Annotated in this window: 27 protein-coding genes; all 27 read left to right on the top strand. The window is 66.3% G+C overall.

Going from position 1 to position 22,198, the window contains the following annotated elements:
• Positions 1-342: 342 nt before the first annotated feature.
• The 27 genes from ACOQFL_RS03775 (at position 343) to secY (ending at position 22,080) form a co-directional block, all read left to right on the top strand.
• Entirely contained in the window at positions 343-4,827 is a 4,485-nt protein-coding gene (locus ACOQFL_RS03775) for an ADP-ribosylglycohydrolase family protein (RefSeq protein WP_435542669.1), read from the top strand.
• 528 nt (positions 4,828-5,355) lie between these two features.
• Positions 5,356-5,730 (top strand): 30S ribosomal protein S12, encoded by a 375-nt coding sequence (gene rpsL / locus ACOQFL_RS03770; RefSeq protein ID WP_043570381.1) that lies wholly within the window; start codon positions 5,356-5,358, stop codon positions 5,728-5,730.
• Positions 5,730-6,200 carry a 30S ribosomal protein S7 gene (gene rpsG, locus ACOQFL_RS03765; protein ID WP_092626238.1) on the top strand — a complete coding sequence of 157 codons (471 nt, stop codon included), beginning with the start codon at positions 5,730-5,732 and terminating at the stop codon, positions 6,198-6,200. Before rpsL ends, rpsG begins: the two co-directional genes overlap by 1 nt.
• 79 nt (positions 6,201-6,279) lie before the next feature.
• Positions 6,280-8,382: an elongation factor G gene (gene fusA / locus ACOQFL_RS03760; protein ID WP_435542668.1), complete on the top strand. Its 2,103-nt coding sequence runs from the start codon at positions 6,280-6,282 to the stop codon at positions 8,380-8,382.
• 160 nt (positions 8,383-8,542) lie between these two features.
• Positions 8,543-9,736, top strand: coding sequence for an elongation factor Tu (gene tuf, locus ACOQFL_RS03755; protein WP_092626234.1), 1,194 nt, complete (start codon positions 8,543-8,545; stop codon positions 9,734-9,736).
• A gap of 521 nt (positions 9,737-10,257) precedes the next feature.
• Positions 10,258-10,563, top strand: coding sequence for a 30S ribosomal protein S10 (gene rpsJ / locus ACOQFL_RS03750; protein WP_017976809.1), 306 nt, complete (start codon positions 10,258-10,260; stop codon positions 10,561-10,563).
• 51 nt (positions 10,564-10,614) lie between these two features.
• Positions 10,615-11,265 (top strand): 50S ribosomal protein L3, encoded by a 651-nt coding sequence (gene rplC, locus ACOQFL_RS03745; protein ID WP_092626232.1) that lies wholly within the window; start codon positions 10,615-10,617, stop codon positions 11,263-11,265.
• Positions 11,265-11,963, top strand: a complete 699-nt coding sequence (gene rplD, locus ACOQFL_RS03740; RefSeq protein WP_092925854.1) for a 50S ribosomal protein L4 — start codon at positions 11,265-11,267, stop codon at positions 11,961-11,963. Before rplC ends, rplD begins: the two co-directional genes overlap by 1 nt.
• Positions 11,960-12,259, top strand: coding sequence for a 50S ribosomal protein L23 (gene rplW / locus ACOQFL_RS03735; protein ID WP_435542667.1), 300 nt, complete (start codon positions 11,960-11,962; stop codon positions 12,257-12,259). Before rplD ends, rplW begins: the two co-directional genes overlap by 4 nt.
• Before the next feature lie 47 nt (positions 12,260-12,306).
• Positions 12,307-13,146: a 50S ribosomal protein L2 gene (rplB, locus tag ACOQFL_RS03730; RefSeq protein WP_092626226.1), complete on the top strand. Its 840-nt coding sequence runs from the start codon at positions 12,307-12,309 to the stop codon at positions 13,144-13,146.
• Positions 13,147-13,164: 18 nt separating this feature from the next.
• Entirely contained in the window at positions 13,165-13,446 is a 282-nt protein-coding gene (gene rpsS / locus ACOQFL_RS03725; protein WP_017976804.1) for a 30S ribosomal protein S19, read from the top strand.
• Positions 13,447-13,515: 69 nt separating this feature from the next.
• Positions 13,516-13,941, top strand: a complete 426-nt coding sequence (rplV, locus tag ACOQFL_RS03720) for a 50S ribosomal protein L22 (protein WP_170837289.1) — start codon at positions 13,516-13,518, stop codon at positions 13,939-13,941.
• A complete protein-coding gene (gene rpsC, locus ACOQFL_RS03715; protein WP_092925850.1) occupies positions 13,941-14,864 on the top strand; it encodes a 30S ribosomal protein S3 in 924 nt (307 codons plus the stop codon). Before rplV ends, rpsC begins: the two co-directional genes overlap by 1 nt.
• Before the next feature lie 3 nt (positions 14,865-14,867).
• A complete protein-coding gene (gene rplP / locus ACOQFL_RS03710; RefSeq protein ID WP_019852823.1) occupies positions 14,868-15,287 on the top strand; it encodes a 50S ribosomal protein L16 in 420 nt (139 codons plus the stop codon).
• Positions 15,287-15,529, top strand: a complete 243-nt coding sequence (gene rpmC, locus ACOQFL_RS03705; protein WP_017976800.1) for a 50S ribosomal protein L29 — start codon at positions 15,287-15,289, stop codon at positions 15,527-15,529. Before rplP ends, rpmC begins: the two co-directional genes overlap by 1 nt.
• Positions 15,526-15,804, top strand: coding sequence for a 30S ribosomal protein S17 (gene rpsQ, locus ACOQFL_RS03700; protein ID WP_435542666.1), 279 nt, complete (start codon positions 15,526-15,528; stop codon positions 15,802-15,804). The genes rpmC and rpsQ overlap by 4 nt, the downstream gene beginning before the upstream one ends.
• A gap of 126 nt (positions 15,805-15,930) precedes the next feature.
• Positions 15,931-16,299: a 50S ribosomal protein L14 gene (gene rplN, locus ACOQFL_RS03695; RefSeq protein WP_092626220.1), complete on the top strand. Its 369-nt coding sequence runs from the start codon at positions 15,931-15,933 to the stop codon at positions 16,297-16,299.
• Positions 16,299-16,613 (top strand): 50S ribosomal protein L24, encoded by a 315-nt coding sequence (gene rplX / locus ACOQFL_RS03690; protein WP_435542665.1) that lies wholly within the window; start codon positions 16,299-16,301, stop codon positions 16,611-16,613. The genes rplN and rplX overlap by 1 nt, the downstream gene beginning before the upstream one ends.
• Before the next feature lie 3 nt (positions 16,614-16,616).
• Positions 16,617-17,192: a 50S ribosomal protein L5 gene (rplE, locus tag ACOQFL_RS03685; RefSeq protein ID WP_092626216.1), complete on the top strand. Its 576-nt coding sequence runs from the start codon at positions 16,617-16,619 to the stop codon at positions 17,190-17,192.
• Positions 17,193-17,235: 43 nt separating this feature from the next.
• The gene (locus tag ACOQFL_RS03680) at positions 17,236-17,421 is read left to right on the top strand and encodes a type Z 30S ribosomal protein S14 (RefSeq protein WP_092626214.1); all 186 of its coding nucleotides are present in this window, start codon (positions 17,236-17,238) and stop codon (positions 17,419-17,421) included.
• Positions 17,422-17,654: 233 nt separating this feature from the next.
• Positions 17,655-18,053, top strand: a complete 399-nt coding sequence (gene rpsH, locus ACOQFL_RS03675; protein ID WP_092925846.1) for a 30S ribosomal protein S8 — start codon at positions 17,655-17,657, stop codon at positions 18,051-18,053.
• 16 nt (positions 18,054-18,069) lie between these two features.
• Complete coding sequence (gene rplF / locus ACOQFL_RS03670; protein ID WP_092925844.1) at positions 18,070-18,609, top strand: 50S ribosomal protein L6; 540 nt, start codon at positions 18,070-18,072, stop codon at positions 18,607-18,609.
• A 2-nt stretch (positions 18,610-18,611) separates the two neighbouring features.
• Positions 18,612-19,016 carry a 50S ribosomal protein L18 gene (rplR, locus tag ACOQFL_RS03665; protein ID WP_435542664.1) on the top strand — a complete coding sequence of 135 codons (405 nt, stop codon included), beginning with the start codon at positions 18,612-18,614 and terminating at the stop codon, positions 19,014-19,016.
• 65 nt (positions 19,017-19,081) lie between these two features.
• Complete coding sequence (gene rpsE, locus ACOQFL_RS03660) at positions 19,082-19,693, top strand: 30S ribosomal protein S5 (protein WP_092626206.1); 612 nt, start codon at positions 19,082-19,084, stop codon at positions 19,691-19,693.
• A 4-nt stretch (positions 19,694-19,697) separates the two neighbouring features.
• Positions 19,698-19,883, top strand: coding sequence for a 50S ribosomal protein L30 (gene rpmD, locus ACOQFL_RS03655; RefSeq protein ID WP_092626204.1), 186 nt, complete (start codon positions 19,698-19,700; stop codon positions 19,881-19,883).
• Positions 19,883-20,332 (top strand): 50S ribosomal protein L15, encoded by a 450-nt coding sequence (gene rplO, locus ACOQFL_RS03650; RefSeq protein ID WP_092626202.1) that lies wholly within the window; start codon positions 19,883-19,885, stop codon positions 20,330-20,332. The genes rpmD and rplO overlap by 1 nt, the downstream gene beginning before the upstream one ends.
• Before the next feature lie 437 nt (positions 20,333-20,769).
• The gene (gene secY, locus ACOQFL_RS03645; RefSeq protein WP_435542663.1) at positions 20,770-22,080 is read left to right on the top strand and encodes a preprotein translocase subunit SecY; all 1,311 of its coding nucleotides are present in this window, start codon (positions 20,770-20,772) and stop codon (positions 22,078-22,080) included.
• Positions 22,081-22,198: the final 118 nt, after the last annotated feature.

The following is a 22,198-nucleotide window of genomic DNA, read 5'->3' as shown; positions in this document are numbered from 1 at the left end:
TTCCACACCTTTCCTGAACGGTGAGTAGAGGAGCCCGACCGATCGGTTCAGTGTGGGAGCGGGCTCCCGCTCGGTTGGTACTCTTTCGGTCGTGGCGGTGATCCGGATTTTCCGGTACTTCGGATCCCTCCGGCCACGACCCGATGGAGCTGAGGTATTCGTCCATCGGGTCGTTCGCGGTGGAACGCGAGAACGGGTGAACTTCCTGGAGCCGCTCGACGTGATCGTGCGACTGTCGGAACGGGACACCCGGTGAGTGTCCGGACGCCGTCGTTATCGGCCACGTCGAGCGTTTCCGGGTTCACGGCCCGGAAAGACCGAACCGAGCAGGAGCAGTCCCCCATGACCGACAGGCAGTCCGGACCCGCCCAGGCCGGCGGCCACCCCGGTGCGCTCCGGCAGTTGAGCTGGTCGGACCGACTGCGTGGCGCGTTGCTCGGCGGAGCGGTCGGCGACGCGTTGGGTGCCGGGGTGCGGGGTTGGAACTCGTCCGCCATCCGGCAGTGGCTCGGGCCGCGCGGCGTCGTGGACAACCTGCCCGTCTTCGGTAACCGCGGTGGTGTCACCGATCTGACCCAGCTGACGGTGTTCACCATGGACGCCCTGCTGCGTGCCCGGGCCACCGGGGAACAGGATCCGCTTCAGGTGATCCGTGCCAACCACCTGGCCTGGTTGTACACCCAGGGGGTTCCCTGGCCCTATGCCATGTCCGGCTACTGGCGCAGTCATCCCGAACCCACGGGTTGGCTGCTCGGCAGATCGGAGCTTTTCTCCACCCGCAACCCGGGTGGTCCCGCCCTTCGCACGCTGTCGGCGCTGACCGACCGAATACCGGCCGAGCAGCTCACCCCCGGCCAGCCCTCGGCCGTTCCGCCCGAGGAACAGCCCTTCGCCGACTGTCTGGTGTGGACCGCTCCGGTGATGGTCTGGAGCGGCGAGGCCCGGACCGTCAACGCGGTGGCCGCGCGCGTTCCGTGGCTGCTGACCTCGAACTACGAGACCCGTGCTGCCTGCGCGTTGCACTCGGACGTGCTCGGCGCGCTCATCAACGGCCTCCCGCTGTGGGACGCGGTGCGCTCCTGGGAACTCCACCGTTCGCAGCTGGAACAGGGTGTGCCGCCCGCGGGTGTGCTGCGGACGTTGCACGCGGCCGTGTTCACCGCTCGACAGGGCGGACCGGTCGATCCGCGTGTGTTGGACATCGAATTCTGTCCGTCCCACGGGCTGGGCGAGCTGGGGATCGCCTTCGCCTCGGTGGCCTCGGCGGCCACGTTCACCGACGCGGTCACCACCGCGGTCAACCATTCCGCGGACAGCAGCATCGCGGGGGCGCTGGCCGGACAGCTGGCCGGGGCGATACACGGTGCCGCGGCCGTACCCGAACGGTGGGCGGCGGAACTGGAGGTTCGCGAGGTCGTCGAGACGTTGTCCGCCGACGCGGCGGAGGCGTTCGCCCCGCCACCACCCACCCCGAAGTGGGCGCAACGCTACGTCGGTGCCAACGCCGAGCGGGCACGCGGGCTGGACTCCGCCGCCTGGACGGTGGACGCGGCCGCCCCTCCCACCCAGGTGCTGCCCGCGATCGGGAAGGAGGACCAGCCGCCCCCGGAGCCGCCCGCCGGGCCGGAACCCCCCGCCGGGCCGGAACCCCCCGCCGGGCCGGAACCGCCCGCCGGGCCGGAACCGCCCATCGATGCCGAGGACGAGGTGGGCGAGACCACCGCGGAGAGCACCGCGGCTCGGCCACCCACGCCGAGGAACGGTCCGGGAACCGACCGGATCGTGTTGCGCGAGACCTCCGAACATTCCCAGGAGTACGGGGCGACCGCGAGTTCCGAGCGGGGACCCGAGTCCCCGTGGCAGGAGCCGCCCGGGGTGAGCGCGGGCAGTGGTGGCCCCGGGCCGGTGGGGGACATCGCGGACATCGACCACCCGGAGAGCACACCCGTTCCCAGCGTGGACGAGGGGGTCGTCGATTCGGCCGATCCGCTGGCGCGGGGATATCTCGCTCCTTCGCGGGAAGAGGGCTCCGCCGCTCCGGAGACCTCGCACGACGAGACCGCTTCCCCCGGCGAACCCGGGGAGGGGGGCGGCGAGCGTGCGGATCCGCTTCTCCCGCCGGAGGAGGCCGAAACATCGAGCGCGCCGCGGATCCGGTTGCCCGGCGTCGACCAGCTGCCGCCGTTACCGGGCAGCAGAACCACCGGAGCCCCGCCCACCGAGACGGCTTCACCGGAGCTCTCCTCGGTGCTCGACTCCTCCCCCGATGTGCCGTGGCCCCCGGAAGCCGAACGATCGGTTCGGCGGTCCACGTCGGGATCGGTGGAGGAGGTGGCGACGACTCCGGAAGGCGCTTCGCGAGTCCCCGAATCCGGTGATGTGCCGTTCGCGACACCGCGCACCACCGCTCGGGACGGCTCCTTCACTGAGGAGAGTGTTCGGCAGTCTCCCCCCGAGCGGCAAATTCCCGGAGAGGCCGAACCGCTCGTCGAAGCGGAGCCCGAGCACTCGTGGCCCGAGCCGATCCAGGGGAGGGGCGACACACCAACAGCCGTTCGGGATCGGATGGTCGGGGATGGTTCCGGTGAGCAACCCGCCGTGCACCCTGCCGAACACCCTGCCGAGTCCCCCGCTGGAAACCCTGCCGGGCCTCCCGCTGAGCATGTCGAGCACACAGCCGAGCATTCGAGGGAGCGGGACGACTCGTCGATCGACTCCACCGACCGCGCATCCGGTGGTGACTCCGGCAGCGAGACGCCGCCCAGCGGCACGCATGTCGGAGGAGGGCACGCGATCGCCGAGGAGGCCGAGGCGGCTCCTCACTCACTGACCGAACGAATCCTGGGATGCCTGCTGGGTGGCGCGTTGGGGGATGCCCTGGGCGCGGGTCTCACCCCACTGAGCGCCGAGGAGATCGCCGAGCGTCACGGCGCGGCGGGTCCCGTCGAGCTTCCGGAGTACGCGGGGGCACCCGGCTCGGTGACCGCGGCCACGCAGACCGTGCTGTTCAGTACCGAGGGATTGATTCGTGCCTGTACCGGGCACTCGGACTCACCGGATGCCGTGGACCCGCTGCCGGAGCTGCGACTCGCGGCCCAGCGTTGGCTGTACAGCCAGGGTGTTTCCTGGCGGTGGGCACTCGGCGACCTGATCGGCGAGCATCCGGAGCCGGACGGTTGGCTGGTCGAGGTGTCCGAACTGTTCGCCGTGCGTTCACCGGGCTCATCCGTGTACAGCGAGTTGGAGGCGTTCGGGGAGCGTTCCGCGCACGGTGAGCAGACGGCACCCGTGGACAACTCCACCGGTTGTGGCGCACTCGTACGGGCCTCCCCGGCGGCGTTCTGGTCCGCCGAGCCCGTCGAGGTCTTCGAGGTCGGGGTGCGGCTGGCCTCGCTGACCCACGGCCACCCGAGCGGTTATCTGCCCGCCGGGGCGTTCGCGGTGATCGTGCAGCAGGCAGTGCTGGGCAAGGGACTCGACGAGGGGGTCTGGCTGGCGCTGCAGGTGCTGGAGACCTGGCAGGGACACGAGGACACCAGCGCGGCGCTCGCCACCGCGGTGGATGTCGCCGCCGAGGGCACGCCGGATCCCGAGCGGCTCGCGCGACGGTTGGGCGGTGGCCGAAGCGCGGCCGAGGTACTCGCCATAGCCGTGTGCGCGACGTTGGTCTCGGAGGACGTGCGTGGCGCGCTGCGGATCGCCGTCCGGCACTCGGGGAACAGCAGTGCGAGTGGAGCGGTCTGCGGCTCCGTCGTCGGGGCGTTGCTGGGTGTGGGATCGCTGCCGATGGACTGGTTGGCCGAGCTCGAACTCCGCGAGGTCGTGCAACGGATGGCGATGGACTGTGTCGCGGCCTTCGACGCTCGGCTATGGCCGGAGGAGAACTCCGATGCGAGCTCTCCTGCCTCGGACGGTGAATGGCGCCGCCGGTATCCCTCCCGGAACCTCGTGGCGGACGAGGTGGGCTCGGCTCGGCCCGGCCAACAACCGTCGATCGACGAGTCGCCGGAGCCGTTCGCCGCTTCGGAGGTCGTTGGGGAACCTGCTGTCCCGGAAGCGGGATGGCGCGACGGGAGTGACGAGCGCGTCGCCTTCGACACCTCGATTCCGACCGAGCCCTCGGACTCGTGGTTCGGCGCCGGGCGGGTGCCGAACGCCGGAATCGGTTCCGGCGGGGGCACCGGATGGACCGAACCCGGCGAGCCGGAAGTTGGGTTCGATGCCGCCGCGTTCGGTTCGAACGCTCCAGTAGGTGGGGAAGTCGTGGATTCCTTCCCCGAATCGGATGATGCTCGACGAACCCACGTGATACCAACCGTCTCCGAGGAAGCCGCTCGGCCCGATTCCTCCGGGCACTCTGATTCCCCCGGGCACACCGAGAATCCCGGACACACCGAGAATCCCGGACACTCCGAGGTTCCCGGATACTCCGGGCCCACCGGGTCTCCCGAGGTCACCGGTAACCCCACGGTCCCTGACCATCCTGCCGAGGCCGACCACTCGACCGAGATCGCTCACGAGAGCTACGAGAGCACGGCCCCGGACAACGGCGCCCCCGAATTCGCAGCGGCCCCCGAGGGAGGAGTGGCCCCCGAGGGAGGAAGCGCGGATGCGAGGGGTTGGCCCGATCGGGGCGTCGACTTCGGCTCCGAGCTCCGGCCGGAGGCCGGAGGGCGGTCCGACGGTTCCGGCGAGGCGGAACCGCGTCCGCAAGTGGGGCGCGGTGATCCGGGAACGGACAACGATCAGTCGCATCGCCCCAAACCGGCTCCTCGCCGCATCAACAGCGTCAGCTCCGGACAGCTCGATGTACTGGACGACTCGTGAGACAACCGTTCCCTCCCGGTATCCGGTGCGGAGCCGCCCGAGTATGAGCGGTTCGGAGAGGTGCTCGGGCATCCACAGTGCGGGAGCCGGGACGTCGGGTGCTCGCGCTCTCTTGTCTTCCGCAGTAGAGTCGGGTGCGGACGTTGGCGAGTCGGGCACGCACCCCCGTTTTGACCCTCTGCAAACGGGGCGGGTATCTTTATGACTTGGACCCGAAACCCCTCGGGTCACTCCGCATGTCCGTGCGCGAGAACCACCCGCGTGGTCGGCGGGGGAGCGCCCGTGGATGGTGCGGAACTCTCCTGACGGCCCACCGGGGCACTGCCCGCTGGGACGCCGCCCCGCCGAACGGCTGAGGAACGGGCGACACGCCCGACCTCGTGTCGCGGGTGAGGGCGCGGGAGAGACCCAAGTACAGAGAGACCTACGTACGCGGTGCTCGGCGCCAGGGGTGCGAACGGTGCTCGAACGAGCGCTGCTGTTAACGAGTACCACCAAGACGCGAACGCTCGAGAAGAAAGCCGGTCCATGCCCACCATCCAGCAGCTGGTCCGAAAGGGCCGCCACGACAAGGCCGCGAAGGTGACGACCGCGGCGCTCAAGGGAAGCCCTCAGCGCCGTGGTGTGTGCACCCGCGTGTACACCACGACTCCGAAGAAGCCGAACTCGTCACTGCGCAAGGTCGCTCGTGTCAAGCTCACCAGCGGCGTCGAGATCACGGCCTACATCCCCGGCGAGGGGCACAACCTGCAGGAGCACTCGATCGTGCTCGTCCGCGGTGGCCGTGTGAAGGACCTCCCAGGTGTCCGCTACAAGATCATTCGCGGTTCGCTCGACACGCAGGGCGTGAAGAATCGTAAGCAGGCTCGCAGCCGGTACGGAGCGAAGAAGGAGAAGAGCTGATGCCCCGGAAGGGTCCTGCCCCGAAGCGGCAGCTGAACGCCGATCCCGTGTACAGCTCGCCGCTGGTCACTCAGCTGGTGAACAAGGTCCTGGTGGACGGCAAGCGCTCGCTCGCCGAGCGCATCGTCTACTCCGCGCTCGAGGGGTGCCGCGAGAAGACCGGCACCGATCCGATCGTGACGCTCAAGCGCGCGCTGGACAACATCAAGCCCTCGCTGGAGGTACGCAGCCGCCGTGTCGGTGGCGCGACCTACCAGGTCCCGGTCGAGGTGCGCGCGGGCCGCTCCACCACGCTGGCCCTGCGCTGGGTCGTTCGTTTCTCCCGGCAGCGTCGTGAGAAGACGATGACCGAGCGCCTGACCAACGAGCTGCTCGATGCCAGCAACGGGCTCGGTGCGAGTGTCAAGAAGCGCGAGGACACGCACAAGATGGCGGAATCCAACAAGGCTTTCGCGCATTACCGGTGGTGAGGCCGGGCACGGCTGTATTGCCCGCCTCGGCTCACCGATTCGACGGCTCCAGGCTTGCTGTAGGAACGGGGACTAACTCGTGGCACGCGACGTGCTGACCGACCTGACCAAGGTCCGCAACATCGGCATCATGGCCCACATCGACGCGGGCAAGACCACCACGACCGAACGGGTTCTGTACTACACCGGGATCAACTACAAGCTCGGTGAGGTACACGACGGCGCCGCGACGATGGATTGGATGTCGGAGGAGCAGAAACGGGGTATCACGATTACCTCGGCTGCTACCACGACGTTCTGGCAGGAACATCAGATCAACCTCATCGACACCCCCGGGCACGTCGACTTCACCGCCGAGGTGGAGCGTTCGCTGCGCGTGCTCGACGGCGCCGTCGCCGTGTTCGACGGTAAGGAAGGGGTCGAGCCCCAGTCCGAGCAGGTCTGGCGCCAGGCGGACAAGTACGGCGTCCCGCGCATCTGTTTCGTCAACAAGATGGACAAGATGGGCGCCGACTTCTACTTCACCCTCGGCACCATCCGGGAACGACTCAACGCCAAGCCGCTGGTGCTGCAACTGCCCATCGGCAGCGAGTCCGACTTCGAGGGTGTTGTCGACCTGGTCAGCATGAAGGCGCTGACCTGGCGCGGTGACGTGGCCAAGGGCGCGCAGTACGAGCTGGAGGACATCCCGGCCGATCTGGTCGAGACCGCCAACGAGTACCGCAACGAGTTGCTCGAGTCGGTCGCCGAGTCCAGTGAAGAGCTCATGGAGGCCTACTTCGGCGGTGAGGAACTGACCGTCGAGCAGATCAAGCAGGGCATCCGTGCGCTCACGCTGAGCCAGGAGGCCTTCCCCGTGCTGTGCGGGACCGCCTTCAAGAACAAGGGCGTGCAGCCGATGCTGGACGCGGTCGTGGAGTACCTCCCCTCGCCGCTGGACATTCCCGCGGTGCAGGGTGTGCTGCCCGGCTCCGGCGACGCCGCCGAGCGGCAGGCCAGCACCGAGGAGCCCTTCTCGGCCCTGGCGTTCAAGGTCGCCGTGCACCCGTTCTACGGCAAGCTCACCTACGTCCGGGTCTACTCGGGCAAGATCGAGCAGGGTGCCCAGGTGATGAACTCCATCCGGGATCGCAAGGAGCGCATCGGCAAGCTGTTCCAGATGCACTCCAACAAGGAGAACCCGGTTGATGAGGGACAGGCCGGGCACATCTACGCGGTCGTCGGGCTGAAGGACACCAGCACCGGTGACACCCTCTGCGACCCGCAGAACCAGATCGTTCTGGAATCGATGAGCTTCCCGGACCCGGTTATCGAGGTCGCGATCGAGCCCAAGACCAAGGTCGATCAGGAGAAGCTGTCCACCTCGATCCAGAAACTCGCCGAAGAGGACCCGACCTTCCAGGTCAAGTTCGACGAGGAGACCGGGCAGACCATCGTCAAGGGCATGGGTGAGCTCCACCTCGAGGTCCTGGTCAACCGGATGAAGACCGACTTCAAGGTCGAGGCCAACATCGGCAAGCCGCAGGTCGCCTATCGCGAGACGATCCGCAAGTCGGTCCAGAAGCACGAGTTCACGCACAAGAAGCAGACCGGTGGTTCCGGTCAGTTCGCGCGTGTGGTCGTCAACCTGGATCCGATCGAGCAGAGCTCGGAGAGCGCGACCTACGAGTTCGACAACCAGATCACCGGTGGGCGTATCCCCCGCGAGTACATTCCGTCGGTGGACGAGGGTGCGCAGGACGCCATGCAGGTCGGTGTGCTGGCGGGCTATCCGATGGTCGGTGTCAAGATGACCTTGGTGGACGGCCAGTACCACGAGGTGGACTCGTCGGAAATGGCGTTCAAGGTCGCCGGTTCGATGGCGATGAAGGAGGCCTGCTCCAAGGCCAGTCCCGCGCTGCTCGAACCGTTGATGGCGGTCGAGACGACGACACCCGAGGAATACATGGGTGAAGTCATCGGCGACCTCAACTCCCGCCGTGGTCACGTTCAGGCCATGGAGGAGCGTGGCGGTTCCCGCGTTGTCAAGGCGCTGGTTCCGCTGTCCGAAATGTTCGGGTACGTGGGCGATCTGCGTTCCAAGACGCAGGGTCGCGCGAACTACTCGATGGTGTTCGACTCCTACGGCGAAGTTCCGGCGAACGTGGCCAAGGAGATCATCGCGAAGGCCACGGGGGAGTAACTCCGCTGTGGCCCGGCATCGGCCCGTTTCCGCGCTCGGGACAACGGGCCGATGGCATAACCCGACAGGACTCCGCCCGGAGCTGGCTCCCACGCGAGAGGGCGCGTGACCCGAGCCCGTGGCGGGGCGGAAATCATGACGAGTCCAGGAGGACATTCCAGTGGCGAAGGCGAAGTTCGAGAGGGACAAGCCGCACGTCAACATCGGGACCATCGGTCACGTTGACCACGGCAAGACCACGCTGACCGCGGCTATCACCAAGGTCCTGCACGACAACCACCCGGACCTGAACCCCTACACGCCTTTCGAGGACATCGACAAGGCGCCGGAGGAGAAGGACCGCGGGATCACGATTCAGATCGCGCACGTCGAGTACCAGACCGAGGCGCGGCACTACGCCCACGTGGACGCTCCGGGCCACGCGGACTACGTGAAGAACATGATCACCGGTGCCGCCCAGATGGACGGTGCGATCCTGGTCGTGGCCGCCACCGACGGCCCGATGCCGCAGACCCGCGAGCACGTGCTGCTGGCGAAGCAGGTCGGCGTCCCCTACATCCTCGTCGCGCTGAACAAGGCCGACATGGTCGACGACGAGGAGATCATGGATCTGGTCGAGATGGAGGTCCGTGAGCTGCTCAGCGAGCAGGACTTCCCGGGCGACGACGTCCCGATCGTCCGTGTCTCGGCGCTGAAGGCCCTGGAGGGCGACGCCGAGTGGGGTCAGAAGATCATGGAGCTGCTCAACGCGGTGGACTCCAGCGTTCCGGACCCGCAGCGTGCCACCGACCAGCCGTTCCTGATGCCGGTGGAGGACGTCTTCTCCATCACCGGTCGCGGGACCGTGGTCACCGGCCGTGTCGAGCGCGGTGTCATCAAGGTGAACGAGAACGTCGAGATGGTCGGCATCAAGGAGAAGCCGATCAACACGACCGTCACCGGTGTCGAGATGTTCCGCAAGCTGCTCGACAGCGGTGAGGCCGGCGACAACGTCGGTCTGCTGCTGCGTGGTGTCAAGCGTGAGGACGTCGAGCGGGGCATGGTCGTCATCAAGCCCGGCTCCACCACTCCGCACACCGAGTTCGAGGCGCAGGTCTACATCCTGTCCAAGGACGAGGGCGGCAGGCACACGCCGTTCTTCAACAACTACCGCCCGCAGTTCTACTTCCGTACCACCGACGTGACCGGTGTGGTGACCCTTCCCGAGGGCACCGAGATGGTCATGCCCGGTGACAACACGGAAATGTCTGTGCAGCTCATCCAGCCCATCGCCATGGAGGAAGGGCTGCGCTTCGCGATCCGTGAGGGTGGCCGTACGGTCGGCGCGGGTCGCGTCATCAAGGTCAACAAGTGATGGCAGGGTTCCGGACCCGGTGGTGACCGGACCCGGAACCCACCCCGATTCAGGGTCGACGCACTCGGTGTGTCACCCTGGACGGGTTGCCTGTTGAGGCGGCCGAACTTCCTGACCCGTGTGAATCACGGTTCGTGATCGGTTCGGCCGCTTCGACATGGGCACGCCGTTGCCGTGAATTTCCTTCGCGGGACGGCGTTCCGGTTGCGCGGGTGCCGCCGGACAGACGTTCCGGCCGGGGCCGATTAGGTGGCAACCCGAGGTGTACGGATCCATGTGGATCCATCTCATCGGCGTGGATCGATGGGACCGGTTACGTCGCGCGGGCGACACGCCCGACCGCGTGTACCGGGCACCCAGACACCTGAACAGGGGCGGGCTGCGAAACCGTGGTGTCGCGTTCGCGAGATCGGGTGGGTACGTGTGTCACACGTGACCGCCGGGTCGCCGCGAGGTCGGCGCCGGGTCTGCGCACCGCGCTAGGTACTAGCGGCACGAGACTAGAGGAACGGCAAGCCACTATGGCGGGACAGAAGATCCGCATCCGGCTCAAGGCCTACGACCACGAGGCGATCGACGCGTCCGCGCGCAAGATCGTCGAGACCGTGACGCGCACCGGCGCTTCGGTCGTCGGGCCGGTGCCGCTGCCTACCGAGAAGAACGTCTACTGCGTCATCCGCTCCCCGCACAAGTACAAGGACTCGCGGGAGCACTTCGAGATGCGGACGCACAAGCGACTCATCGACATCGTCGAGCCGACGCCCAAGACGGTGGATGCGCTCATGCGCATCGACCTGCCGGCCAGTGTCGATGTGAATATTCAGTGAGCGGTCGACGCGCATTCGTTTCAGTGACAGGCGGCGGAGAGAACGAGACCCATGTCTGAAAGGCAGATGAAGGGGATTCTGGGCACCAAGCTCGGGATGACCCAGGTCTTCGACGACAACAACCGGGTGGTCCCGGTGACGGTCGTGCAGGCCGGGCCCAACCTGGTGACCCAGATCCGTACCAACGAGAACGACGGCTACCAGGCCGTGCAGCTGGCGTTCGGCGCCATCGATCCGCGCAAGGTGAGCAAGCCCCGTGGTGGGCAGTTCGCCCGCGCCGGAGTGACGCCGCGTCGTCACCTGGTCGAGCTGCGCACCTCGGACGCCAACGACTACGAACTCGGCCAGGAGCTGAAGGCCGACGTGTTCGAGTCGGGCGCCCAGGTCGACGTGGTCGGCACCAGCAAGGGCAAGGGCTTCGCGGGCACGATCAAGCGGTACAACTTCGGCAGGCAGCCGATGAGTCACGGTACCCAGGCCGTGCACCGCAAACCGGGCTCCATCGGTGGCTGCGCTTACCCCGCCAGGGTGTTCAAGGGCAAGAAGATGCCCGGCCGTATGGGCGGTAACCGCGTGACCACCCAGAACCTCAAGGTGCACCGGGTCGACGACGAGTCCGGGCTGCTGCTGATCAAGGGGGCCATTCCCGGCCCGAACGGTGGCCTCGTGCTGGTCAAGAGCTCTACGAAGGGTGGTGCGTGATGGCCGCGAAGCTCGACGTCCGTACCCCGGAAGGCAAGACCGACGGGCAGGTCGATCTGCCCGCGGAGCTGTTCGACGCGCAGGCGAACGTGCCGCTGATGCACCAGGTCGTGACCGCCCAGCTCGCGGCGGCCCGGCAGGGCACGCACTCGGTCAAGACCCGCGGCGAGGTCTCCGGCGGTAGCAAGAAGCCGTACCGCCAGAAGGGGACCGGTAACGCCCGGCAGGGTTCGATCCGCGCCCCGCAGTTCGTCGGCGGTGGCACGGTGCACGGCCCGACCCCGCGTGACTACTCGCAGCGCACGCCCAAGAAGATGAAGGCGGCCGCCCTGCGCGGTGCCCTCTCCGATCGGGCGCGTTCCGAGCAGCTGCACGTCATCAACCAGGTGACGACCGGCGACAAGCCTTCCACCAAGGAGGCCAAGGCCGCGCTGCGCAACGTCACCGACGCCCGGCGCGTGCTGGTGGTACTCAACCGCACCGAGGAGAACGCGTGGCTGAGCCTGCGCAATCTTCCCCACGTGCACATCATCGACCCCGGTCAGCTGAACACCTACGACGTTCTGGTCAACGACGACGTCGTGTTCAGCAAGGAAGCCTTCGAGCGTTTCGTCGCGGAACGGTCTCCGGGTCGTTCGGCCAAGACCGCGGTCACTTCCGACGCGACTTCGAGTCAGGCTGAGGAGGCAGACCAGTGATCCCCGATCCGCGAGACATCATCATCGCGCCGGTGATCTCCGAGAAGAGTTACGCCCTCATCTCGGAGAACCAGTACACGTTCCTGGTACGCCCGACCTCCAACAAGACCGAGATCAAGATCGCGGTCGAGAAGATCTTCGGCGTGCAGGTCAAGAGTGTCAACACGATCAACCGCGAGGGCAAGCGCAAGCGGACCCGTACCGGTTTCGGCAAACGCAAGGACACCAAGCGGGCGATCGTGACGCTGTCCCCCGATAGCAAGCCGATTGAGATCTTCGGCGGTTCGGCCGCCTGAAGCGGGCGTTCGTAACCGACCGAAGGAGACTGAGGACTGCGATAGAGATGGGCATTCGCAAGTACAAGCCGACGACGGCGGGCCGTCGCGGTTCGAGCGTGGCCGATTTCTCCGAGATCACCCGATCCCACCCGGAGAAGTCGTTGGTCCGGCCGCTGCACGGTAAGGGCGGCCGGAACGGGCACGGCAGGATCACCACCCGGCACCAGGGTGGCGGTCACAAGCGTGCTTACCGCGTGATCGACTTCCGCCGCAACGACAAGGACGGTGTGCCGGCCAAGGTCGCGCACATCGAGTACGACCCCAACCGGAGCGCACGCATCGCGCTGCTGCACTACCGGGACGGCGAGAAGCGTTACATCATCGCGCCGAACAAGGTCCAGCAGGGCCACATGGTGGAGAGCGGTCCGCGGGCCGACATCAAGCCGGGCAACAACCTGCCGATGCGCAACATCCCCACCGGTACGGTGATCCACGCCATCGAGCTGCGCCCCGGCGGTGGAGCGAAGATCGCTCGTTCGGCGGGCACCAGGGTTCAGCTGGTGGCCAAGGAAGGGCCTTACGCCCAGTTGCGGATGCCCTCGGGCGAGATCCGCAACGTCGATGTCCGCTGCCGGGCCACGGTTGGCGAGGTCGGTAACTCCGAGCACTCCAACATCAACTGGGGCAAGGCGGGTCGTAACCGCTGGAAGGGCAAGCGCCCGACCGTCCGCGGTGTCGTCATGAACCCGATCGACCACCCGCACGGCGGTGGTGAGGGCCGCACCTCCGGCGGTCGTCACCCGGTCAACCCGAAGGGTAAGCCCGAGGGTCGCAGCCGCCGCAGCAAACCCAGTGACAAGCTCATCGTTCGGCGCCGTCGCACCGGCAAGAAGAAGCGGCGCTGAGCAGGGAGGTAACGACCGATGCCACGTAGCCTGAAGAAGGGCCCGTTCGTGGACGACCACCTGCTCAAGAAGGTGGACGCCCTGAACGAGTCCAACAAGAAGACGGTGATCAAGACCTGGTCGCGCCGGTCCACGGTCATTCCGGACATGGTGGGGCACACGATTGCGGTGCATGACGGCCGTAAGCACGTGCCGGTGTTCATCAGCGAGAACATGGTCGGGCACAAGCTCGGCGAGTTCGCCCCGACCCGCACTTTCAAGGGTCACGTCAAGGATGACCGTAAGTCTCGCCGCCGCTGAGCGGGTTTGTGACACGAACGAGCCGGGTCGTCGCACGGATTCGACGACCCGGGGCAAAGGGGTAGCAGGATGAATGCCCGTACCGACGACAGTGCCGCGGTTGAGAATCCGCGTGCAGTGGCGCGGGCCCGCTTCGTCCGCGTGTCGCCCATGAAGGCGCGGCGCGTGGTCGATCTCATCAGGGGTCGAAGCGCCAGCGAAGCCCTGGACGTGCTCAAGTTCGCGCCGCAGACCGCCAGCGGTCAGGTGTCGAAGGTGCTCGCCAGTGCGATGGCCAACGCGGAGAACAACAACGCGCTCGATCCGAGCACGCTGTGGGTACACCGCGCGTATGTGGACGAGGGGCCGACGCTGAAGCGGTTCCGCCCGCGTGCTCAGGGCCGGGCCTTCCGGATCCGCAAGCGGACCAGCCACATCACGGTCGAGGTCGAGTCGCGCCAGCCGAAGGGCCAGGGCAAGTCTCGTAAGCGCAGCCAGAAGGGGAGTGCCCGGTAGTGGGTCAGAAAATCAACCCGCACGGCTTCCGGCTCGGCATCACCACGGACTGGAAGTCGCGTTGGTACGCCGACAAGCAATACGCGGAGTACGTCGCGGAAGACGTCAAGATCCGCCGTCATCTCTCCCGCGGGATGGAGCGCGCCGGGATCTCCAAGGTGGAGATCGAGCGCACTCGCGAGCGGGTGAGGGTGGACATTCACACCGCACGGCCGGGAATCGTCATCGGTCGGCGGGGTGCCGAGGCGGACCGCATCCGCGGTTCGCTGGAGAAGCTGACCGGCAAGCAGGTTCAGCTCAACATCCTCGAGGTCAAGAACTCCGAGGCCGACGCGCAGTTGGTCGCCCAGGGGATCGCCGAGCAGCTGTCGAATCGGGTGTCCTTCCGCAGGGCCATGCGCAAGGGCATCCAGTCGGCCATGCGCTCCTCCCAGGTCAAGGGGATCCGGGTGCAGTGCAGTGGCAGGCTCGGCGGCGCCGAGATGTCCCGCTCGGAGTTCTACCGTGAGGGCCAGGTGCCGCTGCACACGCTGCGTGCGGACATGGACTACGGGTTCTTCGAGGCTCGTACGACCTTCGGCCGGATCGGTGTGAAGGTCTGGATCTACAAGGGCGAGCTCATCGGCGGCCTGAAGCAGAAGCAGCAGGAGTCCGAGGTGCGCCCGCCGCGTGGCGAGGGCGGCGGCGGTGGCGGCGGTCGCGAGGGCGGCCGTGGTGGCCGTTCCGAGCGTGGCGGTCGTCGTCGTTCGGGTGCCTCCGGCACCACGAACGTGGGCACCGAGGGCGGCCGTGCCGCAGCCAAGGGCGGTAAGTCCGGTGGCTCCGCGGAGAGCCCGCAGCAGGAGCAGACGGCGACGGACGCCGCCGCCGCGAACGCTCCGGCTGTCAGCGAGCCGCACGCTGATGAGAAGACGGAGGACTGACAAGTGCTCGTCCCACGCAAGGTCAGGTGGCGCAAGAGCCACGCGCCGAAGCGTAAGGGCTTCGCCAAGGGCGGCACCCGGATCAACTTCGGCGAGTACGGCATCCAGGCGCTGGAACACGCCTACGTGACCAACCGGCAGATCGAGTCGGCCCGTATCGCGATCACCCGGCACGTCAAGCGTGGCGGCAAGGTGTGGATCAACATCTTCCCGGACCGCCCGCTGACCAAGAAGCCCGCCGAGACCCGCATGGGTTCCGGTAAGGGTTCGCCGGAGTACTGGATCGCCAACGTCAAGCCGGGCCGGGTGGTTTTCGAGCTGAACTACCCGAACGAAAAGATCGCTTACGAGGCATTGAGGCGCGCGGTCCACAAGCTTCCGATGAAGTGCAAGATCGTGTCCCGCGAGGGTGGTGACTTCTGATGGCGGCTGGCGTCACCGCTACCGAGCTCCGGGAACTCAACGACGAGGAGCTCGTCTCCCGGCTGCGTGAATCGAAGGAGGAGCTGTTCAACCTTCGGTTCCAGATGGCTACCGGGCAATTGCAGAACAACCGAAGGTTGCGCGTCGTTCGTCGGGACATCGCTCGGATCTACACGATCATGCGTGAACGTGAGCTGGGCCTCTCCGTGTCTCCCGAGGGCGCCGAGGAGGGCGCGGCATGAGCGAAACAGTCACGCAAGAGCAGCAGCGCAGCCAGCGCAAGACCCGTGAGGGCTACGTCGTCTCGGACAAGATGGACAAGACGGTGGTCGTGGCTCTCGAGGACCGTAAGAAGCATCCGCTCTACGGCAAGATCATGCGTAAGACCACCAAGGTCAAGGCGCATGACGAGAACAACGAGGCGGGCATCGGCGACCGGGTGTCGCTGATGGAGACTCGTCCGCTGTCGGCCTCGAAGCGCTGGCGGTTGGTCGAGATCCAGGAGAAGGCCAAGTAACGCCATCCGCGGGGGGCAGCGGCAAGCCCCCCGCGGGTTGTTGTGACCGCGCATGCCGGGTCGGAAATCGGGCGTGCCAAAGTGTCTCCGCACAGCGTGTGCGGAAACTTAGGGTCAGGAGTAAAGGTGATCCAGCAGGAGTCGCGACTGCGAGTCGCCGACAACACCGGGGCCAAGGAGATCCTCACGATCAGGGTGCTCGGTGGTTCCGGTCGGCGCTACGCGGGTATCGGCGACGTGGTGGTGGCTACCGTCAAGGAGGCCATTCCCGCCGCCGGTGTCAAGCGTGGTGATGTGGTCAAGGCGGTAATCGTCCGCCAGAAGAAGGAGAAGCGTCGTCCGGACGGTTCCTACATCCGGTTCGACGAGAACGCCGCCGTCCTGGTCAGGCCGGGTGGTGACCCGCGCGGTACCCGTATCTTCGGCCCCGTCGGGCGTGAGCTGCGTGAGAAGAAGTTCATGAAGATCATCTCACTCGCGCCGGAGGTGCTGTGATGAAGGTGAAGAAGGGCGACACGGTCGTCGTCACCGCCGGTAAGGACAAGGGTGCCCGGGGCAAGGTCATCCAGGCCTTCCCGAGCCGGGAGCGCGTGCTGGTCGAGGGTGTTAACCAGATCAAGAAGCACACGCGCGTCTCGCGTACCGAGCGTGGTGCGCAGTCCGGCGGCATCGTGACGCAGGAAGCCGCGATCCACGTCAGCAACGTCATGGTCGTGGACTCGGACGGTAAGCCCACCCGCGTCGGCTACCGCACCGGTGAAGACGGCAAGAAGGTTCGGATCTCTCGCCGCAACGGTAAGGACATCTAACTCGTGACTACCACTGAGAAGAACACCGAGAGGATTGTCCCGCGGCTGAAGGCCCGCTACCGCGACGAGATCGTACCGGCGCTCAAGGAGGAGTTCCAGTACTCCAATCCGATGCTGGTGCCGGGCATGGTCAAGGTCGTCGTCAACATGGGTGTGGGCGATGCCGCGCGGGACAGCAAACTGATCGAGGGCGCGGTTCGCGACCTCGCGACCATCACCGGCCAGCGCGCCGAGGTGCGCAAGGCACGCAAGTCCATCGCGCAGTTCAAGGTCCGCGAGGGTATGCCGATCGGCGCCAGGGCGACGCTGCGTGGCGCACGGATGTGGGAGTTCGTGGACCGGTTGGTCTCCATCTCCCTGCCGCGGATCCGGGACTTCCGGGGTCTGTCGCCGAAGCAGTTCGACGGTAACGGCAACTACACGTTCGGTCTCAACGACCAGTCGATGTTCCACGAGATCGACCAGGACTCGATCGACCGTTCGCGCGGTATGGACATCACGGTAGTGACAACGGCCACCACCGACGAAGAAGGCAGGTCGCTGCTGCGGCAGCTGGGATTCCCGTTCCGGGAACAGTGACTCGTGGCCGTCGCTGCGGATCGAGACTAGGAGAACTGGGCCGATGGCCAAGAAAGCACTGATCAACAAGGCGGCACGCAAGCCGAAGTTCCGGGTGCGTACCTACACTCGTTGCCAGCGTTGCGGAAGGTCCCGGGCGGTCCTGCGGAAGTTCGGACTCTGCCGGATCTGCTTCCGCGAGATGGCCCACGCGGGCGAGCTTCCCGGGGTTAGCAAGTCCTCCTGGTGAGGTCGTGAGACGGGACGACTCCACCGACGGCGGAGTGTCTCGTCACCGGTACCGAAACCAGTGGCTGCAGCCCGGCAACGGCTCGCGACGACAACGGACTGACCGCTGCGAAGGTTCTTCGGGAGCGGGCAGCCAGTACCCCGACTTCGTTCAGGCCAGGGCCCAGACCTGCGAACCGCGGTTCGCGGTATCCGGGCCCGGGGAACCGAACGAGAAAGGTTGACAGGGTCACCATGACGATGACCGATCCGATCGCAGACATGCTGACACGTCTGCGTAACGGGAGTCGCGCATACCACGACGAGATCGTGATGCCGCACTCCAAGATCAAGGCGAACATCGCCGACATTCTTCAGCGCGAGGGCTACGTGGCCGGCTCTCGTGAACAGCAGGGCGCCAAGACCAAGGAACTGGTCGTGGAGCTCAAGTTCGGGCCCAACCGCGAGAAGTCCATCACCGGGCTGCGCCGGGTTTCCAAGCCCGGTCTGCGGGTGTATGCCAAGTCCACGAATCTTCCCAAGGTTCTGGGGGGACTGGGCATCGCCATCATCTCGACGTCGAGCGGTCTGCAGACGGACCGCCAAGCGATGCGGAACGGTGTGGGCGGGGAAGTCCTCGCCTACGTCTGGTGAAGGAGGAATTTACGGTATGTCGCGCATCGGGAAGTTGCCGATCACCGTTCCCTCCGGTGTCGATGTGAGCATCGACGGCCAGACGGTTACGGTGAACGGCCCCAAGGGCAAGCTGCAACAGAACATTTCCGAACCGATCAGGGTCGAGCAGGACTCGGACGGCTCGCTGCTGGTGAAACGTCCGGACGACGAGCGGGCGAACCGCTCGCTGCACGGTCTCTCCCGCAGCCTGATCAACAACATGGTTGTCGGCGTGAGCCAGGGTTTCCAGAAGGATCTCGAAATCCAGGGCGTGGGCTACCGCGTGGTGCAGAAGGGGCAGAACCTCGAGTTCTCCCTCGGCTACAGCCACCCCGTGGTCATGGAACCCCCGGAAGGCATCGAGTTCGCCACGGACGGCCCGGCCAAACTTTCGGTCAAGGGCGTCGACAAGCAGCTCGTCGGCGAGGTAGCCGCCAGGATCCGCAAGCTGCGTCTGCCCGAGCCGTACAACGGCAAGGGCGTGCGCTACGCGGGCGAGAAGATCCGCCGCAAGGTCGGGAAGACGGGTAAGTGACCATGAGCGAGAGCACCACAGCCACCAGGAAGAAGCCGGTGGGCAAGAGCGTCGCGGGCGAGCGTCGCCGTGCCCGGGACCAGCGGCACGTTCGACTCCGCAAGAAGATCAGCGGCACCCCGCAGCGGCCGCGTCTGGTTGTCAGCCGATCCACCAAGCACATCGTCGCGCAGGTCATCGACGACACGATCGGTCACACCCTGGCTGCCGCTTCCACTCACGAGCCCGACATGCGCTCGTTCGAGGGTGACAAGTCGGCTCAGTCCACCCGCGTGGGTGAGCTGGTCGCGCAGCGGGCCACCGAGGCGGGAGTCGAGAAGGTCGTGTTCGACCGTGGCGGCAACGCCTACCACGGCCGGGTCGCGGCTCTCGCGGATGCTGCGCGTGGCGGCGGTCTGGAGTTCTGAGAAGTGCGCAATAACCACATCGTCGTCGTACGAAGGATGACAGCACGTAACGGAAGGGACGCCTGATGCCTGGACGCACTCGGCGTGAAGGCGGTTCGGAATCCGGCGGCAAGGACCGCAAGGACCGCCGCGACGGCGGCCGTGGCGGGGCGGCCCAGGAAAAATCCCCGCAGTTCGAGCGTGTAGTGACCATCAACCGGGTCGCGAAGGTCGTCAAGGGTGGCCGGCGGTTCAGTTTCACCGCGCTGGTCGTCTGCGGTGACGGCGACGGCCTCGTCGGCGTTGGTTACGGCAAGGCCAAGGAAGTGCCTTCCGCCATCGCCAAGGGGGTCGAGGAAGCCAAGAAGAACTACTTCCGCGTACCGCGGGTGGCGGGCACCATCACTCACCCGGTGCAGGGTGAGGACGCCGCGGGCAAGGTGCTGCTGCGCCCGGCTAGCCCGGGTACCGGTGTCATCGCTGGTGGCCCGGTCCGTGCGGTGCTGGAGTGTGCCGGTGTGCACGACGTGCTGAGCAAGTCGCTGGGCAGCGGCAACGCGCTCAACATCGTGCAGGCCACCGTCACGGCGCTGAAGGAGCTGCAGCGTCCCGAGGAGGTCGCGGCCCGCCGTGGTCTCCCGATGGAGGACGTGGCTCCCGCCCGGATGCTGCGCCAGCGCGCGGGTCAGGAGGTCTGAGCCGATGAACAAACTCAAGATCACCCAGACGCGTGGTCTGGTCGGCACCAAGCCCAACCAGCGTGACGCCATGCGCACCCTCGGGCTGCGTAAGATCGGCCAGACGGTCGTTCGGCCGAACAGTCCCACGGTTCGTGGTCAGGTCGACACCGTCGGCCACCTTGTTTCGGTCGAGGAGGTCGTCGAGTAATGGCCATCAAGATTCACGATCTGCGGCCCGCTCCCGGTTCCAAGCGGAGCAGGATCCGGGTCGGCCGTGGTGAAGCCTCCAAGGGCAAGACGGCGGGTCGCGGTACCAAGGGAACCAAGGCACGCAAGACAGTGGCGCCCGGGTTCGAGGGCGGCCAGATGCCGCTGCAGATCCGGCTGCCCAAGCTGCGTGGCTTCAAGAACCCGAACCGCGTCGAGTACCAGGGCATCAACATCGGCAAGCTGGCCGAGCGCTTCCCGCAGGGCGGCAAGGTCGGTATCGACGAGCTGATCGCCTCCGGACTGCTCAAGAAGGGCGAACTCGTCAAGATCCTCGGCGGTGGGGATCTCGATGGGGTGAAACTGGACGTGACCGCGCACGCGTTCACTGGCAGTGCCAAGGACAAGATCGCGGCCGCGGGCGGCAGCGCCACCAAGCAGGAGCGCTGAGCCCGGACGAGCCGCCCCGCCACGGGGTGATGTTCCGGTGCGATCGAACCAGCGCCGCGTCGCGCGGTTCACGGCTTCGGGCCGGTCGACTTCGTTGTCGACCGGCCCGTTCTTTTTCTCCAGCGGCGTTCCCGCCGGCGGTGAGCAGTGATTTCGCCTTGGATCACGGGGCATCGACAGCGACACGCGGGGTTCACCGATCGCGAACAGTGTCCGAAGTGGCCGCTCACTGATCACCGCGTGTGTCATTCGGGCGCCGTTTCGTTGCCATTGTCCGCAGGTGGCTACTGCGGGCGGGGTGAATGCTGTTAGAGTCCGTGCGGCGGTTCCGTGCCGCGCCGTGGTACGGAATCGTTGACGGAATCCAGCCGTGGGCGACTCGTGAGTCGGCCACCGACATCGGCCGGTGACTACCGGCTCGCGCACAGGAGGTCTGCGTGCTCGGCGCCTTCCGCTCGGCTCTGACGACGCCGGACCTGCGCCGTAAGATCCTGTTCACACTGGGAATGGTCGTGCTGTACCGACTGGGTGCCACGATTCCGTCTCCAGGGGTGTCGTATCCGAACATCCAGCAGTGTGTGCAGGCTCTACAAGGCGAGAGTCAGAGCGTCTATTCGTTGCTGAACCTCTTCAGTGGCGGAGCCCTGCTTCAACTGTCGGTGCTTTCCCTCGGGATCATGCCCTACATCACCGCCAGCATCATCGTTCAGCTGCTGCAGGTGGTGATCCCGCGGTTCGAGCAGTTGAAGAAGGAAGGCCAGTCCGGCCAGGCCAAGCTCACGCAGTACACCCGCTACCTCACGGTGGCGCTGGCAGTGCTGCAGGCGACGGGCATCGTCGCACTGGCCGTGCGCGGGCAGCTCTTCCCGGGGTGTCAGCAAGAGGTCATCCCGGACAACTCGGTGCTGAACATGGTGGTCATCGTCGTCACCATGACCGCCGGTGCGGCACTGCTGATGTGGATGGGCGAGCTGATCACCGAACGTGGGGTCGGCAACGGCATGTCGCTGTTGATCTTCACCTCGATCGCTTCCCGCATCCCGGCCGAGGGTGGCAACATCCTGAACAACAGCGGCGGCTTCGTCTTCGCCGTGATCTGTTGCTTCGGTCTGGTCATCATCGCCAGCGTGGTGTTCGTCGAGCAGGCTCAGCGCCGCATCCCGGTGCAGTACGCCAAGCGCATGATCGGGCGTCGGATGTACGGCGGCACCTCCACCTATCTGCCGCTGAAGGTCAACCAGGCCGGTGTCATCCCGGTGATCTTCGGTTCCTCGCTGCTGTACCTTCCGCAGCTGCTGGGGCAACTCGCGGGCAACCAGAACACCTGGTGGTCGCGTTTCATTCAGACCTACATCGTCGACCCGTCCAGCTGGGTACACATCCTGCTGTACATGACGATGATCATCTTTTTCGCCTACTTCTACGTCTCGATCACGTTCAATCCGGAAGAGCGTGCCGACGAGATGAAGAAGTTCGGCGGTTTCATCCCGGGTATTCGTCCGGGCAGGCCCACTGCCGAGTACCTGAGTTTCGTGCTCTCGCGCATCACGTTGCCCGGTGCGCTCTACCTGGGCATCATCGCGGTACTCCCGAACTTCTTCCTCGGTGTGACCGGCGGCCAGGGCGGTGCGCAGAACTTCCCGTTCGGCGGCACCGCTGTGCTGATCATGGTCAACGTGGGGCTGGACACCGTCAAACAGGTCGAGAGCCAACTCACGCAGCGCAGTTACGAGGGCTTCCTCCGGTAGGCTCGAAGAGTCCTGGCGATGACGCCGTGGCCGCTGCCCGCTCGGTGGTTCTCGACCCCGAGCGGCGCGGTTCCGCTCCGAGTGGTTTCCCACAGTTCGGGCGGTAAACATGGCGAAA

It is taken from the genome of Actinopolyspora sabaoui (assembly GCF_051225635.1).
Classification (GTDB): domain Bacteria; phylum Actinomycetota; class Actinomycetes; order Mycobacteriales; family Pseudonocardiaceae; genus Actinopolyspora.
This window is presented reverse-complemented; position numbering and strand designations above follow the sequence as displayed.

What these genes read in the sequence shown, in the direction of transcription:
- ACOQFL_RS03775 (WP_435542669.1), top strand. Translation starts at nt 343, where the DNA reads ATGACCGACAGGCAGTCCGGACCCGCCCAGGCCGGCGGCCACCCCGGT.
- rpsL (WP_043570381.1), top strand. Translation starts at nt 5,356, where the DNA reads ATGCCCACCATCCAGCAGCTGGTCCGAAAGGGCCGCCACGACAAGGCC.
- rpsG (WP_092626238.1), top strand. Translation starts at nt 5,730, where the DNA reads ATGCCCCGGAAGGGTCCTGCCCCGAAGCGGCAGCTGAACGCCGATCCC.
- rpsJ (WP_017976809.1), top strand. Translation starts at nt 10,258, where the DNA reads ATGGCGGGACAGAAGATCCGCATCCGGCTCAAGGCCTACGACCACGAG.
- rplC (WP_092626232.1), top strand. Translation starts at nt 10,615, where the DNA reads ATGTCTGAAAGGCAGATGAAGGGGATTCTGGGCACCAAGCTCGGGATG.
- rplD (WP_092925854.1), top strand. Translation starts at nt 11,265, where the DNA reads ATGGCCGCGAAGCTCGACGTCCGTACCCCGGAAGGCAAGACCGACGGG.
- rplB (WP_092626226.1), top strand. Translation starts at nt 12,307, where the DNA reads ATGGGCATTCGCAAGTACAAGCCGACGACGGCGGGCCGTCGCGGTTCG.
- rpsS (WP_017976804.1), top strand. Translation starts at nt 13,165, where the DNA reads ATGCCACGTAGCCTGAAGAAGGGCCCGTTCGTGGACGACCACCTGCTC.
- rplV (WP_170837289.1), top strand. Translation starts at nt 13,516, where the DNA reads ATGAATGCCCGTACCGACGACAGTGCCGCGGTTGAGAATCCGCGTGCA.
- rpmC (WP_017976800.1), top strand. Translation starts at nt 15,287, where the DNA reads ATGGCGGCTGGCGTCACCGCTACCGAGCTCCGGGAACTCAACGACGAG.
- rpsQ (WP_435542666.1), top strand. Translation starts at nt 15,526, where the DNA reads ATGAGCGAAACAGTCACGCAAGAGCAGCAGCGCAGCCAGCGCAAGACC.
- rplX (WP_435542665.1), top strand. Translation starts at nt 16,299, where the DNA reads ATGAAGGTGAAGAAGGGCGACACGGTCGTCGTCACCGCCGGTAAGGAC.
- ACOQFL_RS03680 (WP_092626214.1), top strand. Translation starts at nt 17,236, where the DNA reads ATGGCCAAGAAAGCACTGATCAACAAGGCGGCACGCAAGCCGAAGTTC.
- rpsH (WP_092925846.1), top strand. Translation starts at nt 17,655, where the DNA reads ATGACGATGACCGATCCGATCGCAGACATGCTGACACGTCTGCGTAAC.
- rplF (WP_092925844.1), top strand. Translation starts at nt 18,070, where the DNA reads ATGTCGCGCATCGGGAAGTTGCCGATCACCGTTCCCTCCGGTGTCGAT.
- rplR (WP_435542664.1), top strand. Translation starts at nt 18,612, where the DNA reads ATGAGCGAGAGCACCACAGCCACCAGGAAGAAGCCGGTGGGCAAGAGC.
- rpsE (WP_092626206.1), top strand. Translation starts at nt 19,082, where the DNA reads ATGCCTGGACGCACTCGGCGTGAAGGCGGTTCGGAATCCGGCGGCAAG.
- rpmD (WP_092626204.1), top strand. Translation starts at nt 19,698, where the DNA reads ATGAACAAACTCAAGATCACCCAGACGCGTGGTCTGGTCGGCACCAAG.
- rplO (WP_092626202.1), top strand. Translation starts at nt 19,883, where the DNA reads ATGGCCATCAAGATTCACGATCTGCGGCCCGCTCCCGGTTCCAAGCGG.